General features: G+C 70.0%; 19 protein-coding genes. 9 read left to right on the forward strand and 10 right to left on the reverse strand.

Annotated elements, in window-relative coordinates:
• Window position 1 precedes the first annotated feature (1 nt).
• The gene (locus tag HCC61_RS07545) at window positions 2-361 is read right to left on the reverse strand and encodes an NADH-quinone oxidoreductase subunit A (RefSeq protein ID WP_070018860.1); all 360 of its coding nucleotides are present in this window, start codon (window positions 359-361) and stop codon (window positions 2-4) included.
• A gap of 880 nt (window positions 362-1,241) precedes the next feature.
• On the opposite strand from HCC61_RS07545, the gene HCC61_RS07550 reads away from it, so the two are divergent.
• Complete coding sequence (locus tag HCC61_RS07550) at window positions 1,242-2,015, forward strand: C40 family peptidase (protein ID WP_169134416.1); 774 nt, start codon at window positions 1,242-1,244, stop codon at window positions 2,013-2,015.
• 214 nt (window positions 2,016-2,229) lie between these two features.
• On the opposite strand, the gene HCC61_RS07555 is transcribed toward HCC61_RS07550, so the two are convergent.
• From HCC61_RS07555 to HCC61_RS07570, 4 genes are all read right to left on the reverse strand, one after another.
• Window positions 2,230-3,513: a geranylgeranyl reductase family protein gene (locus HCC61_RS07555; protein WP_169134417.1), complete on the reverse strand. Its 1,284-nt coding sequence runs from the start codon at window positions 3,511-3,513 to the stop codon at window positions 2,230-2,232.
• Between the two features lie 153 nt (window positions 3,514-3,666).
• A complete protein-coding gene (locus tag HCC61_RS07560; protein WP_169134418.1) occupies window positions 3,667-4,359 on the reverse strand; it encodes a demethylmenaquinone methyltransferase in 693 nt (230 codons plus the stop codon).
• Between the two features lie 81 nt (window positions 4,360-4,440).
• Window positions 4,441-5,637 carry a cyclic dehypoxanthinyl futalosine synthase gene (gene mqnC, locus HCC61_RS07565; RefSeq protein ID WP_169134419.1) on the reverse strand — a complete coding sequence of 399 codons (1,197 nt, stop codon included), beginning with the start codon at window positions 5,635-5,637 and terminating at the stop codon, window positions 4,441-4,443.
• 105 nt (window positions 5,638-5,742) lie between these two features.
• Window positions 5,743-6,615 (reverse strand): menaquinone biosynthesis protein, encoded by an 873-nt coding sequence (locus HCC61_RS07570; RefSeq protein ID WP_169134420.1) that lies wholly within the window; start codon window positions 6,613-6,615, stop codon window positions 5,743-5,745.
• Between the two features lie 436 nt (window positions 6,616-7,051).
• Here HCC61_RS07570 and HCC61_RS07575 point away from each other — a divergent pair, with 436 nt between their 5' ends.
• Window positions 7,052-7,255, forward strand: a complete 204-nt coding sequence (locus HCC61_RS07575; RefSeq protein WP_028432886.1) for a cold-shock protein — start codon at window positions 7,052-7,054, stop codon at window positions 7,253-7,255.
• A gap of 279 nt (window positions 7,256-7,534) precedes the next feature.
• Entirely contained in the window at window positions 7,535-8,416 is an 882-nt protein-coding gene (locus HCC61_RS07580) for a hypothetical protein (RefSeq protein WP_169134421.1), read from the forward strand.
• A 208-nt stretch (window positions 8,417-8,624) separates the two neighbouring features.
• On the opposite strand, the gene HCC61_RS07585 is transcribed toward HCC61_RS07580, so the two are convergent.
• On the reverse strand, window positions 8,625-9,107 hold the full coding sequence (locus tag HCC61_RS07585) for a spore-associated protein A (protein ID WP_169134422.1): 483 nt from the start codon (window positions 9,105-9,107) through the stop codon (window positions 8,625-8,627).
• A gap of 370 nt (window positions 9,108-9,477) precedes the next feature.
• Between HCC61_RS07585 and HCC61_RS07590 the strand changes: the two genes are divergently transcribed.
• The 5 genes from HCC61_RS07590 (at window position 9,478) to HCC61_RS07610 (ending at window position 14,555) form a co-directional block, all read left to right on the forward strand.
• Window positions 9,478-10,479 carry a TetR family transcriptional regulator C-terminal domain-containing protein gene (locus tag HCC61_RS07590; protein WP_169134423.1) on the forward strand — a complete coding sequence of 334 codons (1,002 nt, stop codon included), beginning with the start codon at window positions 9,478-9,480 and terminating at the stop codon, window positions 10,477-10,479.
• A gap of 184 nt (window positions 10,480-10,663) precedes the next feature.
• Complete coding sequence (locus HCC61_RS07595) at window positions 10,664-11,551, forward strand: 3-keto-5-aminohexanoate cleavage protein (RefSeq protein WP_206322159.1); 888 nt, start codon at window positions 10,664-10,666, stop codon at window positions 11,549-11,551.
• A 93-nt stretch (window positions 11,552-11,644) separates the two neighbouring features.
• On the forward strand, window positions 11,645-12,688 hold the full coding sequence (locus tag HCC61_RS07600; RefSeq protein WP_169134425.1) for a 3-hydroxyacyl-CoA dehydrogenase NAD-binding domain-containing protein: 1,044 nt from the start codon (window positions 11,645-11,647) through the stop codon (window positions 12,686-12,688).
• A gap of 110 nt (window positions 12,689-12,798) precedes the next feature.
• Window positions 12,799-13,254: a thioesterase family protein gene (locus tag HCC61_RS07605; RefSeq protein ID WP_240968698.1), complete on the forward strand. Its 456-nt coding sequence runs from the start codon at window positions 12,799-12,801 to the stop codon at window positions 13,252-13,254.
• Between the two features lie 362 nt (window positions 13,255-13,616).
• The gene (locus HCC61_RS07610; protein WP_206322160.1) at window positions 13,617-14,555 is read left to right on the forward strand and encodes a TauD/TfdA family dioxygenase; all 939 of its coding nucleotides are present in this window, start codon (window positions 13,617-13,619) and stop codon (window positions 14,553-14,555) included.
• Between the two features lie 62 nt (window positions 14,556-14,617).
• Here the strand turns inward: HCC61_RS07610 and HCC61_RS07615 are convergent, their stop codons facing one another.
• From HCC61_RS07615 to HCC61_RS30580, 4 genes are all read right to left on the reverse strand, one after another.
• A complete protein-coding gene (locus HCC61_RS07615; protein ID WP_169134426.1) occupies window positions 14,618-14,773 on the reverse strand; it encodes a hypothetical protein in 156 nt (51 codons plus the stop codon).
• Window positions 14,770-15,249 (reverse strand): hypothetical protein, encoded by a 480-nt coding sequence (locus HCC61_RS07620; RefSeq protein ID WP_206322161.1) that lies wholly within the window; start codon window positions 15,247-15,249, stop codon window positions 14,770-14,772. Before HCC61_RS07620 ends, HCC61_RS07615 begins: the two co-directional genes overlap by 4 nt.
• Window positions 15,250-15,266: 17 nt before the next feature.
• Entirely contained in the window at window positions 15,267-16,532 is a 1,266-nt protein-coding gene (locus HCC61_RS07625) for a helix-turn-helix transcriptional regulator (RefSeq protein WP_346777066.1), read from the reverse strand.
• A gap of 95 nt (window positions 16,533-16,627) precedes the next feature.
• Window positions 16,628-16,843, reverse strand: a complete 216-nt coding sequence (locus HCC61_RS30580; RefSeq protein ID WP_240968533.1) for a hypothetical protein — start codon at window positions 16,841-16,843, stop codon at window positions 16,628-16,630.
• Window positions 16,844-17,347: 504 nt separating this feature from the next.
• On the opposite strand from HCC61_RS30580, the gene HCC61_RS07630 reads away from it, so the two are divergent.
• On the forward strand, window positions 17,348-18,490 hold the full coding sequence (locus tag HCC61_RS07630; protein ID WP_346777084.1) for a lipase family protein: 1,143 nt from the start codon (window positions 17,348-17,350) through the stop codon (window positions 18,488-18,490).
• The last annotated feature ends 171 nt before the right edge of the window (window positions 18,491-18,661 follow it).

Consider the following 18,661-nt stretch of genomic DNA (forward strand, 5'->3'; position numbering starts at 1 on the left):
CCTAATCCCATTCCAGGCCGCCGCGCCGCCAGTCGTAGGCGTACGCGACGCCGATGAGGGCGACGAAGACCAGCATTTCGGCGAGTCCGAAGAGCCCGAGGGAGTCGAAGTGGACCGCCCACGGGTAGAGAAAGACGATTTCGATGTCGAAGACGATGAAGAGCATCGCCGTCAGGTAGTACTTGACCGGGAAACGCCCGCCGCCGGCCGGCTGCGGAGTGGGCTCGATGCCGCACTCGTACGCCTCCAGCTTGGCCCGGTTGTAGCGCTTGGGGCCGATGACCGATGCCGCGACCACCGAGAAGATCGCGAAGGCCGCCGCGATGGCCCCCAGTACAAGGATTGGCGTGTAGGCGTTCACCGCTCCCCGCTCCTTCCAGTCGACCCTTTCGTCCCTCGCGGACCGGTGGGACCGGAGGGGCCGTCGACGCTGACTGCCGGCTGTCCGCCGGGCGAATGTCCCGCCCTCATGAAGATCGCTTCTATGTGAGGCAGTTCACAAGCCCTTGCGGGAGGCATCCTATGCCTGGGACTTGTGATCTGCGACACGGGGTCCCGGTAGAGGTTTGTGATCTCCAACACGCGGTGCCGAAACGGCACGTCACAGGGATGTCGATCTTCAACTGCGAAGCCCGGCAAGGCTTTTCGGCACAGCTGCCCTGAAGTGGCCGTACGACCAGCACGGGGGCCTCGTCGCGACCCCGGAAAGTGCACCGGCAAACCAGCCGGGAGCACCGGCAACCGATACCCGAACGAGACCCGCGCGCAGCAGGAACGAGACCGCATCCGCGCTGCCCGGAAAGCGCCGTTCGGGGCGACTCGCCCCGCGAACGCCCCAGGGAAGGCGCCACGCCTTCAGTTCGTGAACGGCAGCACAAACCTCCCGGGGCTGCCACTTCCTTCACGCCCCGCACATCGGATCTCCGCCACCTAAAACGGATGACAGAGGATCAACAGGTCCTTTTCCGCCCAGACTTGACAGTGAAGAAGTGACCTGCACCACAGGCCGCGATGGCAGTCCCTGCCACCTTTGCCGGGGCCTGCCGCAAGGTGATATTGCGCCGGAAGCAATGCACGCAATACGGACAACTACGTGGTCACAGCCCCGTAGTTGGGCGTAAGCCCGTGACCGGATCGAGACCTTGGAAGATCAACTCGGGCTCAACTGGACGAATGCGGCGCCACTGTGGCGCATCGCACCTTCTTTGAACGGATCATCCCCGTCCTGCTATCCATGCCCCATGTCCCGGAACGCTCACATACCCAGACACCGGAAACCCCGGAGCAGCAACGTCAACAAGGCGCTGCGCGCAGGGGCCACCGGTGGCGTCTTGGGAGCGGTCGCACTCACCACTGCGATCTCTCCGGCGTCCTCGGCAGCAGAGAAACAGGACGAAGCCGCCGAAACAGTCGAAACGGCCGCGGTCAGCCACTCCGTCGAGGTGTCGTCCGCCAAGGCGGCCGACTCGCTCAAGACCAACGCCCTCCAGCGCGAGGTGAACCACGCCGAGGCCAAGGCCGCGGACCACGCGCAGGACGCGGCGCACAAGGCCGAGAAGAAGGCCGAGGCCGCCAAGCGCAAGGCGGAGGCCGCCCGCAAGAAGGCCGCCGCGTCCCGCGCTTCGCGCACCAGCGAGCGCACGTCGCTCTCGGCCGGCAGCGGCAACGTCGCCGGACTCGTCAGCTTCCTCAAGGCGCAGGTCGGCAAGTCCTATGTGCTGGGGGCCAGCGGGCCCTCCTCCTACGACTGCTCAGGACTGACCCAGGCCGCCTTCAAGCAGCTCGGGGTCAGCCTCCCGCGCACCAGCCAGGCGCAGTCCACCGAGGGGACCTCCGTCTCCATGGACTCCCTTCAGAAGGGCGACCTCCTGTACTGGGGCGGCGCGGGCAGCGCCTACCACGTCGGCGTCTATGTGGGCGACGGCAAGTTCATCGGCGCCCAGAACTCCTCTACGGGCGTCGTCGAGAAGCCGCTGGACTACGACCCGCCGACGGGCGCGGTGCGACTCACCTGACGGGTGGCTGCGGCCCGGCCCGCAGCGCCCGGAGTACACCCGTCCGTCGCACGCTTCTCATCTCTTCCGCACCCTTGCAGTCGACGGCGAAGGCCCCACCGCTCACGGTGGGGCCTTCGTCTTGCCGCGCCCGGCCGGGCTGCCCGGCTGGGGTGTGAGGGTGCCCGGGGTGTCCCAGTGCCGGGTGTCCGGAGCCGGGTGTCCGGGTGCCGCTCTACGCGCGCGGGGCGACCTTGCTGAGGCCGTTGATGACCCTGTCCATCGCGTCGCCGCCCGACGGGTCCGTGAGGTTGGCCAGCATCTTCAGCGCGAAGCGCATCAACAGCGGGTGGGACAGGCCCCGTTCGGTCGCCACCTTCATCACCTTCGGGTTGCCGATGAGCTTCACGAAGGCCCGGCCCAGCGTGTAGTAGCCGCCGTAGGTCTCCTTGAGGATCTTCGGGTAGCGGCGCAGGGCCAGTTCGCGCTGTGCGGGGGTGGCGCGTGCGTGGGCCTGGACGATGGTCTCGGCGGCGATGACGGCCGACTCCATGGCGTACGCGATGCCTTCGCCGTTGAACGGGTTCACCAGGCCGCCCGCGTCGCCCACGAGCAGCAGCCCCCGCGTGTAGTGCGGCTGCCGGTTGAAGGCCATGGGTAGCGCGGCACCGCGGATGGGCCCCGTCATGTTCTCCGGGGTGTAGCCCCACTCCTCCGGCATGGACGCCGTCCACGCCTTGAGGATCTCCCGCCAGTCCAGCTCCTTGAACTCCTCGGAGGTGTTGAGCACGCCGAGGCCGACGTTGCTCGTGCCGTCGCCCATGCCGAACACCCAGCCGTAGCCGGGCAGCAGGCGGTCCTGCGCGCCGCGCCGGTCCCACAGCTCCAGCCAGGACTCCAGGTAGTCGTCGTCGTGCCGGGGCGAGGTGAAGTACGTGCGCACGGCGACGCCCATCGGACGGTCCTCACGCCTGTGCAGGCCCATCTTGAGGGAGAGGCGGGTGGAGTTGCCGTCGGCGGCGACCACGAGCGGCGCGTGGAAGGTGACGGGCGTCTTCTCCTCGCCGAGCTTGGCGTGCACGCCGGTGATGCGGCCCCCGGCGTCCAGGATCGGCTCGCCGACGTTGCAGCGCTCGTACATCCGGGCACCGGCCTTCTCCGCCTGCCGGGCCAGCTGCTCGTCGAAGTCGTCGCGCTTGCGCACGAGTCCGTAGTCCGGGTAGGTGGCCAGCTCCGGCCAGTCCAGCTCCAGCCGCTGTCCGCCGCCGATGATCCGCAGGCCCCTGTTGCGCAGCCAGCCGGCCTCCTCGGAGATGTCGATGCCCATCGCGACGAGCTGCTTGGCGGCACGCGGCGTGAGGCCGTCGCCGCACACCTTCTCCCGCGGGAACGCGGTCTTCTCCAGCAGCAGCACGTCGAGGCCGCTGCGGGCGAGGTGGTAGGCGGTGGTGGCCCCGGCGGGGCCGGCACCTACGACGATCACATCGGCGGTCCGCTCGGAGGTGACGGTGTCGGTCACGAGGACTCCCGCAAAGGCTGGGTACTGGGCAGTTGCAGTCTAAGAGGACGGCACGAGCCGACAGGGTCCGGCCTCGGCCCGCATCACCGGGCCCGCATCACCGGGTCCGGGGCGGCCCGGAACGGCGCTCGGCCAAGCCCTCACGGCCGTACTTCACGGCCGTACGCCGCGGTGCAGGGCGACCACGCCGCCCGTCAGGTTCCGCCAGGCGACCTTCGCCCAGCCCGCGTCCTGGAGGCGGCGAGCGAGCGCGGGCTGGTCGGGCCAGGCGCGGATGGACTCGGCGAGATAGACGTACGCGTCCGGGCTGGAAGAGACGGCTCTCGCGGCCGGCGGCAGCGCCCGCATCAGGTACTCGGTGTAGACCGTGCGGAACGGCGCCCAGGTGGGGTGGCTGAACTCGCAGACGACGACGCGGCCGCCCGGCGCCGTCACCCGGTGCAGCTCGCGCAGCGCCACGTCGATGTCGTGCACGTTGCGCAGCCCGAACGAGATCGTCACGGCGTCGAACGCCCCGTCGCGGAACGGGAGTCGGGTCGCGTCGCCGGCGGTGAGGGGCAGCCACGGGTGCCGCTTCTTGCCCTCGGCGAGCATTCCGAGGCTGAAGTCGCACGGCACGGTGTACGCGCCCGCCGCCGCGAACGGCAGCGACGAGGTCCCCGTACCGGCGGCGAGATCGAGCACGCGCTCACCGGGCCGCGCGTCGACGGCACGGGCCACGGCCCGCCGCCACAGCCGCGTCTGCCCGAGGGAGAGCACGTCGTTGGTGAGGTCGTACCGCGCGGCGACGTCGTCGAACATCGCGGCGACTTCCTGCGGCTGCTTGTCCAGTGATGCGCGGGTCACGCCCCCATTGTGACCCGCGCCCCACCCGAGGCCTTCACGGGGGCCCGGCCTTCACCGGGGCCCGGCCGGTCCCGCCAGGGACTACTTCGCCTCGATCAGGTTGAGTTCGGGGTGCGCGCTGCCGCCCTCGATGGCCGTGGAGGAGAAGTGCGAGACGACGCGGTCGTCCGAGGGGTCCTCCGCCGGGTCGTCGTGGACGACCAGGTGCTCGTACGTCGTGCTCCGCTGCGCCGGGACCCGGTCCGCGGAGCGGATCAGCTCCAGCAGCTCCGTGCGGTTCGAGCGGTGCTTCGCGCCCGCCGAGGAGACCACGTTCTCCTCCAGCATCACCGAGCCCAGGTCGTCGGCGCCGTAGTGCAGGGAGAGCTGGCCGACCTCCTTGCCGGTGGTGAGCCAGGAGCCCTGGATGTGCGCGACGTTGTCGAAGAAGAGCCGCGCGACGGCGATCATCCGCAGGTACTCGAAGAGCGTGGCCTGCGTCTGCCCCTTCAGGTGGTTGTTCTCCGGCTGGTACGTGTACGGGATGAAGGCGCGGAAGCCGCCCGTGCGGTCCTGCACGTCGCGGATCATCCGCAGGTGCTCGATCCGCTCGGCGTTGGTCTCGCCCGTGCCCATCAGCATCGTCGAGGTGGACTCCACGCCGAGGCCGTGCGCCGTCTCCATGATCTCCAGCCAGCGCTCGCCCGACTCCTTGAGCGGGGCGATCGCCTTGCGCGCCCGGGCGGGCAGCAGTTCGGCGCCCGCGCCCGCGAAGGAGTCCAGGCCGGCGGCGTGGATGCGGCGGATCGCCTCCTCCGGGGTGACGCCGGAGATCTTCGCCATGTGCTCGACCTCGGACGCGCCCAGCGAGTGGATCACCAGCTGCGGGAAGCGCTCCTTGATCGCGGCGAAGTGCTCCTCGTAGTACTCGACGCCGTAGTCCGGGTGGTGGCCGCCCTGGAACATGATCTGCGTGCCGCCCAGTTCGACCGTCTCAGCGCAGCGGCGCAGGATGTCGTCGAGGTCGCGCGTCCACACGTCGTCGCTCTTCGGCGAGGCGTAGAAGGCGCAGAACTTGCAGGCGGTCACGCACGAGTTGGTGTAGTTGATGTTCCGCTCGATGATGTACGTCGCGATGTGCTCCGTACCGGCGTAGCGCCTGCGGCGGACGGCGTCGGCCGCCGCGCCCAGCGCGTGCAGGGGTGCTGAGCGGTACAGGTCGAGCGCTTCCTCGGGGGTGATGCGGGCGCCCTCGGCAGCGCGGTCGAGAACGGCCTGACGGTCGGCGGTTTCGGGCACCGGGGCGTCCCTCCGGAGGTGGCAGGCGGCATTTGCTGTGCCACGCCAGCGTACGCCAGGGGCGGGGAGCGGCTCCGGGCACCGTGCTCAGCCCGCGGCCGGCCCTCAGTCCCGGCCGGGCGCCGGCAGCAGGTCGACCCGTACGTCCGCGGGGTAGTCGCCGGCCGCGGCAGTGCGGCGCACGAACTCGCCGACGCCCTGGAGCTGACGGCTCCCGAGCCGGAAGTCGAGCGTCGTGAAGTACCGCTCCAGCACGGGCGGTTCGAAGACCTCCCAGCGCGCGGCGTGCTCGGCGACCTTCGCCACCTCCTCCAGGGCGAGGTCGCGGGAGGAGAGGAAGGCGCGGTGCACCTCGTGCACCGTCTCCGGGTGCTGCGCCAGGTACTCGCGGCGCACGGCCCAGACCGCCATGACGAACGGCAGGCCCGTCCACTCCTTCCACAGCTCGCCCAGGTCGTGGACCTCGAGGCCCGGCTCCGGCAGGTTCCGCAGGTACGCGCGCAGCCCCACGTCGCCGATCACGACTGCCGCGTCGGCCTCGCTCATCATCCGCCCGAGGTCGGGCTCGCACGTGAAGTAGTCCGGGCGCACGCCGTACAGCTCGGACAGCAGCAGCCGGGCCAGCCGTACGGACGTGCGCGACGTGGAGCCCAACGCGACCTTGGCGCCGTCCAGTTGGTCGAGCGGCTTGCGCGTGACGATCTCGCACGACATCACGGGGCCGTCGCATCCGACCGCGATGTCGGGGAGGGCGACGAGCCGGTCTGCATTCCGGAGGAATTCGACGAGGGTGACCGGCCCGATATCGAGATCACCGTCGACCAGCTGGTCGCTCAGCTTCTCGGGGGTGTCCCTGGTGAGCTCCAGATCCAGCAGGGAGCCGGTGTGCACAAGGCCCCAGTAGAGCGGAAGGCAGTTGAGGAACTGGATGTGGCCCACGCGCGGACGGGATCTGCTGAAGCTCGGAAACTCAGTCACACCCCGGAGCGTACGCCGCGCCCGCGGGCCGTCCGGCACAGCCCCGGCCCGCCGCCGCACGACCGTTTTCCGGTGCGCGCGGAGCGGGCCGGGAGGGAAGTGGAACGTGGGGCGAAGGCGGCCGGAAGGCCAGCGGAAGGCTCCGGGCGGTCATCCGGAAGGAGGGCCGGGAAGGAGAGCCGGTAAGGCGCGAGGAGCGCGGAGGACGAGAGGGAGCGCCGGGAGAAACGCAGACGGAAACCCAGCAGCGCAGAGCCGAGATCGTCTGCCCTTCCACCCCACGCGGCACCGTGCTACGCTCACCGGCAAGTTGCAGTTTGGTTTCCTTGCAGTACCTGAGCCTGCGGAGCATGTGACCGCGGGCTCTCGTCGTTTTCAGAGACTTCTTAGCGGGGTTCTGGGAGCAGGGCGACCCTTATAGGCCCAAGGAGGGCTTATGGCTACCGGAACCGTCAAGTGGTTCAACGCTGAAAAGGGCTTTGGCTTCATCGCCCAGGACGGCGGCGGTCCCGATGTCTTCGTCCACTACTCCGCGATCAACGCGACTGGCTTCCGCTCCCTGGAGGAGAACCAGCTCGTGAGCTTCGACGTGACCCAGGGCCCGAAGGGCCCCCAGGCGGAGAACGTCACGCCTCAGTGATCTGAGGCGCAGCAGAATCGCACCACCCAAGGAGCCCCCGCCGGGATACCGGCGGGGGCTCCTGCCGTTTCCCGGCAGCCCGCCCGTTTACGTCCGCCCCTGCGTGACTGAGGGCGATTGACCGTGAATCGTCCGGCATATAGGGAAAGTTCCCAGCTCAGATACTGTACGTGTCTGCTAAAAGTCAATCCGCAGCGGAGCAAAGTGTGTTCCCGCCAGTACCGTCTGTCGGTACACCGCGCGTTATTGGGGACCATCGGGATCGCTCGGGAGCTGCTCATGCTGACCACATGCCCGCACTGCGGCACCAGATCACCGGCCTCGTCCGACGCCTGCGGCGGTTGCGGCCGCGCCCTGTATCCGCTGACGGCGCCTCCGCCGCCGCCTCCGTTCAAGTTCCGCACCAGGACCAACTACGTACGGCTGGGGATCACTCTCGGCGTCATGGCCCTCCTGGTCGGCGCGGGCACGTCCTCCGGGATTCTGATGAACCGGGACGACGCCTCCGACGACCGCGCGGACCACAAGGTGTCGCAGTACAAGATGGTCGACACAGGGGCGTCCCCCGAGCCCTCCCCCACCACGGCGTCGGCGTCGCCGAAGGTGAAGGAGGAGAAGAAGAAGAAGGTGAAGCCGGCGTCGCCGACGCCGTCGCCGAGCAAGACGTCGTCGAGCCCGCCCCCCAAGCCCGAGCCGACGAAGGACCCCGGTCCCCAACTGCCCGCGGGATTCCATACGGTCGTCGACGACCACGGGTTCTCGCTCGCCGTGATGGAGGGCTGGCAGCGTCAGGAGCTCAGCCCGACGCAGGTCGGCTACATGGCGCCGACGGGCGACCAGTATCTCCACGTCAGTGAGGTGGAGGGCGCGCCGAAGGCCTCGTTCATCAGGTTCCTGGAGACGGAACAGGCGATGCAGCAGTCCGGGAACGACTACTCGCGGATCACCCTGGCGCACAACACCTTCCAGGGGGACAACGGAGCGCGCTGGGAGTTCACCTACGTACCGGAGTCGGGCGAGCAGATGCACGTCGTGCAGCAGGCGTACATCGACGGCCAAGGCACCGAGTACACCATCTACTTCGAGACGGCGGAGCGGCTCTGGGACTCCCAGAAGAGCCAGGTCTTCAGCACGGCGCTCGACACGTGGAAGCAGCCCTGAGCGGACCGGTACACCGGCCGATACGCCGAGGACCGGTACCGACAGCAGACGAGTGAGGGCACGACTGCCGGGCGAAGGGAGCAGGTGCAAGTCCCTCACGGTCAGGGGCGGTTGACCGTTCCCCCTGGTCAACCGCCCCTGACGTCTCTGAGCCACGGCCGCTGCCCGCGCGCCGAGCGGCGGGCGGGCACGGCCGCCGGCGCGACGGCTACTTCAACTGACCGCAGTTCGAGCCGCTGTTGAAGTACTCCTCGTCGCCGATGACGCCGCTCCACTCGATGCAGTGGCCCGAGCCCTCGTCCACGTAGACCGGGCCCGCGTAGAGGCTGAACTCGCCTTCCTCCACGACCGGTTCGGTCTCCTCGCCGTCCTTGAGGACGCGGACGGAGGCGGCCATGTGGATCGGGTCGTCCTTCGCGTTGCGAATCGTGACGACGCAGTTCCTGCCCGTCTGCGCGTTGTACGTGAGATAGACGGTGCCCAGGTCGGCGATGCCGGCGGAGTTCACCACCGAATACCCGGAGCCGCAGGCCCCGTTGTACGCCGCCTTGGGTGCTGCCTCCGCGCCGGCGGCGGCCGTGGCACTCGTGGCGCCCGCGGACGTCGCGGCCGAGGCGGTGCCCGCGGTCGCGATCAGTCCCGTACCCGCGAAGATCACGGCGGCGGCCAGAGCGGCACTCTTGGAACGCATAACTGTTCCCCCAGTCATGGTCATCGGTCTTGCCCGGTCGATGGTCGGTCGAACGGCGACGGCGGCTGCTGCGGTCCACAGGCCGCCGGTCCACAAGAAGAGACCGGCGAACCCCCGCGGGGGTTGTACACCGATCGCGAAGCGGCTGACGGGCAGTCAGCGGGCGCGGGAACGAGGCACGGCCGCTGCGACGGGTGGGGCGCGGGCTCCGCGACGGGTGGGGCGCCGGGCGCCGCGGGCTGTGGCTCATCACTGACTGGCGCATCAGTCAGCAGCTCAACGCAGCTCGACACCAGCTCTGAACTTGCTGTTCTCGTTGAGACTGCCGCCAATATTGCGTTTTTCTCAACACTCTCGTACGGTGTCCCGCATGCAGCAGGAGCCGGGTAGCCGAGTCGCCGACACGGGCGGCGACGTCTCCGTACGCGTGCGCAAGGTGATCGGTGAAGCCGGTTGCAGCCAGCGGGAGTTCGCGCGGCGGATCGTCATGGACCCGTCGAAGCTGTCCCGCTCGCTGAGCGGCGGCCGCCGCTTCACCGTGGCCGAGCTCGCGCGCATCGCGGACGCGGGCAGCGTCGACGCGGGGTGGCTGCTGGGCTCGTCCGGTGCGGGCGGTGCGGGCGGTGCGAACGGCACCGGAATCGTGACCGGGTCCCGAGCCGGAACCGGAGCCGCGGCCGGGAGCACGACCCCCGCACCCGCACCCGCACCCGAAGGCGGGCGCCCCCTCCAGATCGTCCGCGAGACCGTGCGACTCATCGCGGAGCACGGCTTCCACTCCGTACGCGTATCCGACATCGCCGAGGCCTGCGCGACGAGCACCGCCGCCATCCACTACCACTTCCCCGGCCGCGCGGAGCTGCTGGAGGCCGCCGTCCGCTGGTGCATGGACGAGGACACCGCGCGCCGTGCGGCCCGTACCGCCGAGGCGGGCGACGACGCGGCCGACGAGCTGCGCCGGCTGGTCGAGCTCCAGATCCCGCGGAGCGCGCAGCAGCGCCGGCAGTGGCTGGTCTGGCTCGACCTGTGGGCGGAGGCGGCCCGTTCCACCGCCGTCGGACAGCTGCACGCCGACTACTACCGGCAGTGGCGTACGACGGTCGCCGACGTGATCCGGCGCGGTGTCGAGCAGGGCGTGTTCCGTGACGTGGAGCCGGGGTCCGCCGCCCTGCGCCTCACCGCCCTCATCGACGGTCTCGCCGCACAGGCGCTCGCCACGGCACCGGCCGCCGCGAGCGCCCCGGACGGACCACACGGACCGGACGGACCGGACGGACCGGACGGACCGGACGGCGCCGAGGAGACCGAGGCCATGCGGCACGTGCTTCTCGCCCACATCGACTCGGAGCTGTCCGCGAAGCCCGCCCGCTGATTCCGTACGAGCGGGCCCGGACCCCGGCCAGAGCCTGAGCCCGGGACCCGGCCCCGAAACCCACGACCGAACCGACCGCGAACCGACCCGCGACCGACCCGCGACCGACTCGCGGACCGCGCGAATCCGCGCGACCCGCCGACCGAACCCGTCCGATCCGTACGAGCGGAGGAAACCCATGCCCATGAACAGCTCCGTCATCATCACGTGCGCGCTCACCGGCGCCGGCGACACCGTCGGCCGCAGCCCGCACGTCCCCGTCACGCCCGAGCAGATCGCCCGTTCCGCGGTCGAGGCCGCCGAGGCGGGCGCCGCCGTGGTGCACATCCACGTACGCGACCCGGAGACCGGCGTGGGCGCCCGCGACCCGCGCCTCTACCGCGAGGTGGTCGAGCGGATCAAGGAGACCGGGACCGACGTCGTCATCAACCTGACCGCGGGCATGGGCGGCGACCTCGTCATCGACCCGGACGACCCGCTGACCCATCTGCCGGGCACCGACCTCGTCAGCGGCGTCGAACGCCTCCCGCACGTCGAGGAGTTGCTGCCCGACATCTGCACCCTCGACTGCGGCTCGCTCAACTTCGGCGAGGGCAGCAATCTGTACATCTCGACGCCCGACATGCTGCGAGCGGGCGCCAAGCGCATCCAGGAGCTGGGCGTGCGGCCGGAGTTGGAGATCTTCGACACCGGTCAGCTGTGGTTCGCCAAGCAGCTGCGGGACGAGGGCCTGCTGGACGACCCGACCGTCTTCCAGCTGTGCATGAGCATCCCGTGGGGTGCTCCGGCCGAGCCGGGAGTGCTCAAGTCGATGGTCGACATCCTGCCCGAGGGCGCCCAGTGGGCGAGCTTCGCGCTGGGCCGGATGCAGATGCCCTGGGTCGCGCAGTCGATCCTGCTCGGCGGCAACGTACGGGTCGGACTGGAGGACAACCTCTACCTCAGCAAGGGCGTGAAGGCGACCAACGCCCAACTCGTCGAGCGCGCAGTGCAGATCACGGAGCTGCTGGGCGCGCAGGTCGCCACTCCGGACCAGGCCCGCGAGCGGCTGGGACTCAAGCCACGCGCATGACGGTTCGCGGCGCGTGACGGTATACGCCGCCCGCCGCCCCGGCCCGTCCTCCCCGAGCAGCAGCAACGTACGCACGTAAGGACACCCATCACGATGACCGCCGCAGACTCCCCCTCCCCCGCCGCCGGCCGGCCCGGCAGGCCCCGCCCGCCCGAGGCCGTACGCCGAGTCGCCTGCATCGGGGCCGGCGTCATCGGCGGCGGCTGGGTGGCGCACTTCCTCGCCCGCGGTTACGACGTCACCGCATGGGACCCGGCGCCCGACGCCGGGGAGAAGCTGCGCCGGCTCGTCGACGCCGCCTGGCCCGCCCTGGAGCAGCTCGGCCTCGCCGAAGGAGCCTCGCCCAGCCGTCTCACGGTCGCGTCCACGCTTCAAGAAGCCGTCGCCGAGGCCGAGTTCGTGCAGGAGAGCGCACCGGAGAAGCTGGAGCTCAAGCGCTCGCTGCTGGCCGAACTGGACGCCGCCGCCCCGCCCGGCGTCGTCATCGCCTCCTCCACCTCGGGCTATCCGATGACCGACATGCAGGGGGAGGCGGCGGACCCCGGGCGGCTGCTGGTCGGCCACCCCTTCAATCCGCCGTATCTCATCCCGCTCGTCGAGGTCGTGGGCGGCGAGTCGACGGACCCGGAGGCGGTCGCCTGGGCGTCGCGCTTCTACGAGACGGCGGGCAAGTCCGTGATCACCATGGACCGCGAACTGCCCGGCTTCATCGCCAACCGCCTCCAGGAGGCGCTGTGGCGCGAGGCGCTGCACATGGTCGCCAACGGCGAGGCGAGCGTGCGCGACATCGACGACTCGATCACCGAAGGCCCCGGTCTGCGCTGGGCGTTCATGGGGCCGTGCCTCACGTTCGCGCTCGCGGGCGGCGAGGGCGGGATGGCCCACATGCTGGACCATTTCGGTCCGAGCCTGAAGTCGCCCTGGACGAGGCTGGAGGCGCCGGAGCTCGACGCGGAGCTGCGTGATGCGATGGTCGACGGCTGCGACGAGGCGGCCGACGGCCGCTCCATCGCACAGCTCGTGGCCGAGCGCGACCAGGGCGTCATCGACGTACTGCGCGCGACGGGCCGCCTGCCGCGCGGCGGTGGCGGGCACAAGGACCGAGGAGAAGCCCCCGTAGAGGGAGAGACAAGGTGAACACCGAAGCCGAAGAGACCGGTCGGGACGAGAGCGCGGCACAGGACGCCGCCCAGGCGGCGGAGCCGTCACCGGCAGCGCAGCCGTCGCCGGCAGCGCCCGGCGACGGCCTGATCCCGGACCACGAGGCGACCGTGCGTCCCGAATGGATCGACTACAACGGCCACATGAACGAGGCCTTCTACGTGCTCGTCTTCGGGCACGCCACGGACGCCATGATGATCGACACCGGCATGGGCCAGAAGTACCGCGAGGAGAGCGGCTGCTCGCTCTACACGGCTGAGGCCCACGTGCGCTATCTCCGCGAGGTCTCCGAGGGCGCCGAACTCAACGTCCGTACGCGGATCCTGGGCGTCGACGCGAAGAAGGTGCGCCTCGTGCTGGAGATGCGGGCGAAGGGCCGGAAGGACCCGGTGGCCACCTCGGAGCTGCTGATGATCCACGTCGACCAGGGCGCGGGCCGGGCGGCGCCGTTCCCCGACGCCGTGCGTGAGCGCTTCGCGTCGCTCACGGAGAAGGCGCCGTCGTGGGCGGGGAGTTCCATCGGCCCGGTCCCCAAGTCGTAGCGTGCAGGGGGCAGTTGGGTTACGACCCCGAGTCGGCCCCGAGCCGTCCGGCGAGCGCCCCGTGGCCGGTGCCAGGGGCCGTACGGCCAGCCGTCGCACGGGCCGTCCCGGGTGCCTGTCCGCATCGCGGTCGGGCGTTGACGAGCCCGGAGCCGCACCCACAGAATGTGGCCATGATCCAGCACACCTCCGCCGCCGCCTGTGGACGCCTCAGCGTGCCGTGGCGGCGTGGGTGTGAGCGGTCCGGCCGATAGGTGCCCCACGCACTCGTCGCGCGCCCGTGCGCGCGCCACCTCCGTACGTGCGCACCGGCTCCGACTTCGACTTCCAACGCCGACCGCTGACTTCGAAGGATCTTCACCATGACTCTCACCCCCGCCTCCCCTGCCCCCGTACTGCGCGACGCCCGCGTCCCCGCCGACGGCATGTACGAGGGCCGCCGCACCCTGCACCGGCTGCCCGAGGGCGCGCCTGAACTCCCGTACGAGCGCTTCGAGGTCGTGCCGCAGGGCCGCGTCATCGGCGCCGAGATCCGCGGCCTCGACCTGTCGCGTCCGCTCACCCCCGAGCTGCGCGACGAGCTGAACCGGGCACTGCTGGAGTGGAAGGTGCTCTTCTTCCGCGGCCAGGGCCTGACCTCCGGGCAGCAGCGCGACTTCGCCGCGAACTGGGGCGAGCTGGAGACCAATCCGCTGCTGGCCCGCGGCGCTTCGGCCGAGGTCGTCCGCTTCGAGAAGGGCGGCAACGCCGCGCCGACGTTCGAGAACGTGTGGCACGCGGACGTCACCTTCCGCGAACGGCCCGCGCTCGGCGCCGTGCTCCAGCTCCGCGAGGTCCCGCCCGTCGGCGGCGACACCATGTGGGCGGACATGGCCGCCGCGTACGACAACCTTCCGGACACGGTGAAGGCCCGCATCGACTCGGCGACCGCCGTGCACGACTTCATCCCGGGCTTCGCCCGCTTCTACGGCCCGGAGAAGCTGATCCCGATGCAGGAGCAGTTCCCGCCCGTCGAACACCCGGTGGTGCGGACGCATCCCGAGTCGGGGCGCCGGATGCTCTTCGTCAACACGTCGTTCACCACGCACATCGTGGGCATGGACCGCGACGAGAGCGACCGGCTGCTGAGCTACCTCGTACGGCAGGCGCACGTGCCGGAGTACCAGGTCCGCTTCCACTGGCAGCCCGGCGACATCGCCTTCTGGGACAACCGCGCCACCCAGCACTACGCGATCGACGACTACGCCCCGCAGCGCCGCGTGGCCGAACGCGTCGCGATCGCGGGCGACCGCCCCTTCTGACGCAGAGCCTCTGACGGAGGGGCCTTCTGTGACGGGAGGGCCCCTCAGGCCAGTTGTCAGCGTCAACGCGACAAGTCGGCCAGGTTCAGCACGAGATGCGCCGACTCAGGGCGCGCGAAGCCGGAGTGGGCCCTGGCCGGGCTGAGCCGCCCGCCGCGGAAGCGCCGGCTCGCGTCGACGCTGACGAGCCGCCCGGTAGTGATGACGTCCTCGCTCATGCGTCCCGGGTCGCGCCCTCGGGCCACAGAACGTCTACAGGCACGCCCTTCCGCTTCGCGTACGCGACCACGTCAGCCGTTCCACCGTAGCCGCGAGCAGGCTTGCCGTCCCAAACGGCTACCAACCGGTCAGCCACGCTCACGAGGACTTCACTGCCTGCCATATGCGCCTCGGAGCCGGATTCAGACAAGCCGGTCGAGTGCACTTCACGCGCCTGCCCCAACAGCCGGTCATACGTCGCGTGATGCGAAGCAGGCAAGTCGTCCCGGTAGCGGGATGCCGGAACCACGACCTCGATCTGCCCACCGTGCTCAAGCACGGACTCCGCGAACCAGGAGTCGGGCCCGTCAGCGATACAAGAGATCCCCACGAGCCCGTCCGGACTGTGCTGCTGCACCTGCTCATTCAGAGCCGCGCGGACCAGGCTCTCTGTCTCATCGGGGAGCCCGCGATGTCCCGTGATGCCCAGGCGCATGTGTGTCCTTCCACTGCTCATAGATGGACGCCATAGAGCCGGTCGTCGAAGTCGCGCACGACTCTGGGGGGAGGGTTGGTGACGAAGGACCGGCGCAGCGACCGGGCCTTCTCCACGATGCGGCCCGAGCGGTACCGCACTCCTACCTCCAGCGCACGCGTCGCCATTGCGAATGCACCGTCCGGTCGACCGGCAGCAAGGTGAGCCGCTGCCACATCAAGGACGTAGAGGGCGCGCTGCTTGTCGTGACCCGAAGCAAGGACCGGCCCCGCTTCGTCCTGAGCGTCGAATACCCACTGTGGAACACCCAGCCGTGCGCCGCAGGCAAGTCGACCGGCAGCGACTTTGCTGCTGTTGAAGGTGAAGACCCACGGCCAGGGTGGCGGCTCTTCGACCGTTATGCGGTAGGTGTCCGCCGCGGCTTCATGCAGCGCTTGGTCAGCAGAAGCACGGTCCCCGGCTGCCGCGTGTGCGAGTGCTTCGACTGTGGACAGCCACGCGTCAACGATCGCGGGGCGCTCCGGGCCGAGTTGACGACGAGCCGAGCGAGTCAGGGAGAGCCCCTGAGCTGCGTTGCCGGTGTGTGCTTCGAACTGGGCGAGACTTCCCATTTGGTAGGCGGTCAGGAGACGATCACGGGAGCTGCGAGCGGCCTTGATGGCCGTGCCGTACCAAGTGCGAGCCGATCCGTAGTCCCCCATGTCCCACGAGAGCCAGTCGGCCAGACTGGCGGCTTCGCTGCCGACTGCCGCGAGCCCAGCCCTTGCCGTCTTGTCCTCCGCTTCGCTGGCGACTGTCTGAGCCAGCCGCAGATGAGCAAGCACAGGCTCGGCCAGGTGACGGGACGGCGTTGAGCCGTCCATACGGCGGAATGCGCTCGTCGCGAGCCGGAGCGTGGCAGGTTGGCTGTTCTCGGCAACTGATCCATGACCGGTACCGAGTGCTGCGAGCGCGGGCCTGCTGGCGGCTGCCGCCGCCCCGGCAAGGAAATCACGCCGTTCCACTTCTGTTCCGTCCACGATTGCGGTCTGAGCCGCAGGCTGATCGGCGAGACCGACCAGTCGCAGGGGAACCTGTAAGTGAGTGGCAGCTCTCGCCAGTTGGGTCATGTCATAGGAGGCGGCACGGTGCCCCTCCATTCGGGAGACAGCGGATTGACTGATGCCGCAGGCTTCACCGAGCTGCCTTTGCGATACACCGGCCGCTTCGCGGGCAAGCCTGACCACGCACCCGTAGTTGCCCGTGCGCGAAGCCTCTCGGATGGCTTGCGTTGACCAGTTCACCAATGTGCCCCTGACCGTTGGTACAGGTGGCTCTTCACCGTCCTGACAGAAGCATGTCCCACAGTGAAACCACTCCTGCTCCTCCGCACCGCTCACTACCCGAGGTGAGCGACGAGGTTCACCACGCGCGACGCGATCAGCAGGGCGTCGCCCCCGCCCGTCTGCGCACGTGGGGGTCTCGCGAACTGCCCGTGCCGTACGTCGTGGCCTGGAGCGGCGAATCCGGCGCTGTCGGCCGCGACTTGGCCGTCCGCGCCGACGGCAGAGGCCTGTGCTACCGCGACGAGACACCCGCGGACCGCGACCAGCACGGAGTGCTCTGGGCACGGACGCGGCAGATCCCCGGCCAAGGACGGCCGAACTTCGGGACCGTGCACTCCGTACGGCAGCGACGCGCCGTACGGACACTGCTATGCCAAGTCTGCGGCGCCCCCGCAAACCGGACATCCCGCGGATGGCTCTTCCTCATGCCGGGCCCGGACATGCCCACTGACGAACCGACCGACGGCATCTTCTGCACCAAACCGCCGATCTGCCGGCCCTGCGTCCAACTCGCCGTCCGCCACTGCCCCCACCTCGAAGACCCCATCGCCCTGCGATGCCGCCGCCCCCGGGGCGCGTTCTCGGCCGTTGTTGTGCCGTACATGCACAACAACTGCGCGCCCCCTGGCGGAGGTACTGACGCGTCAGTACGTTCCATCTGACGAGCCCAGCATTTCCGAATCGTTGGGAGACCCCCCATGCACATCCCCCTCCGAAGAAGACGCCCCCGTACCGGAAACGTCCGTAGCAAGGCGGTCACCGCAACAGTCGCGGTGGCCGCCTTGTCGCTTTCCGGGGCGCTGGCCCTCCCCGCTGCCGCTGCCACGGCCGCTCCCGAGGCCGCCGGCCCCGGTGACGTCGTCAGCGCCGAACCGACCGATTTCCAGGTCTTCCCGGGCGTATCGCTCCCCACGCACGCCTGGAGGATCCAGTACAAGTCGACCGCCGCGGACGGGAAGGCCGACACCGTCTCCGGCACCGTCCTCGTACCGAAGGACGACCACGAAGGCCCGAGACCGCTGCTGACGTACGCGGTCGGCACCGTCGGCATCGCCGACAAGTGCGCGCCGTCCGTCAACTTCCCCGTGGGCAAGACCAAGGAGGCGCCGCTGATCGAGGGCGCGCTGCTGCGCGGCTGGGCCGTCGCGGTCACCGACTACGAGGGCCTGGGGACGCCCGGCACGCACACCTACACCGTCGGCCGCTCGGCCGGCAACGCGGTGCTCGACGCCGCACGCGCCGCCCAACGTCTGCCCGAGGCGGCCGAGTTGGGCGTCACCAAGGAGTCGCCCGTCGGCATCATGGGCTACTCACAGGGCGGCCAGGCCAGCGGCTGGGCGGCCGAACTCGCCGGAACGTACGCGCCCGAGCTCCAGGTCAAGGGCACGGCGAGCGGCGGTGTACCGGCCGACCTGCCGAAGGTCGCCGAGTACAACGACGGCGACGCGGAGGCGGGCCTGGTGCTGATGTCCGCCATCGGCCACGACGCCGCCTTCCCCGAACTCGGCCTGGACGCCTATCTCAACGACGAGGGCAGGCGGATCACGAAGATCATGAAGGAGGGCTGTGTCGACGAGGCGTCGCAGGCGGGCGCGAACAAGTCCGTCGAGGACGTCACGACCAAGGACCCCAACGACCAGCCCGACTGGCAGCAGCGCCTCGCCGAGGACAAGCTCGGCACCAAAGCACCGAGTGCGCCGGTGTACCTGTACCACGGCGAGGCCGACGAGATCATTCCGTACGACGTCGGGAAGCAGCTGCGCGCCGACTGGTGCGCGAAGGGCGACACCGTCGAGTGGACGAGCTTCCCGCTCTCACCGCACGCGGGCACGGCGGTCCTCGCCTCGATCCCCGCGATGAACTGGCTCTCCGACCGCTTCAAGGGCGAGCCCACGCAAGGGGATTGCGGCAGCTGACCGCCGCGCACGAGGTCCCCGCCCCGCCCCGCTGACCGCACCGGCCGAACGCCACGGTCAGCGGGGCCCGGGCCCCGAACCCCCGCGCACCGCAGCGGAACCCGCAGCCGGACCCGCGAGCCCCGGAACCGAGCCCGAGCCCCGCATCCGGAACCCCCGGCCCGGCCCGGC

This window comes from Streptomyces sp. HNM0575 (assembly GCF_012726265.1).
GTDB lineage: Bacteria > Actinomycetota > Actinomycetes > Streptomycetales > Streptomycetaceae > Streptomyces.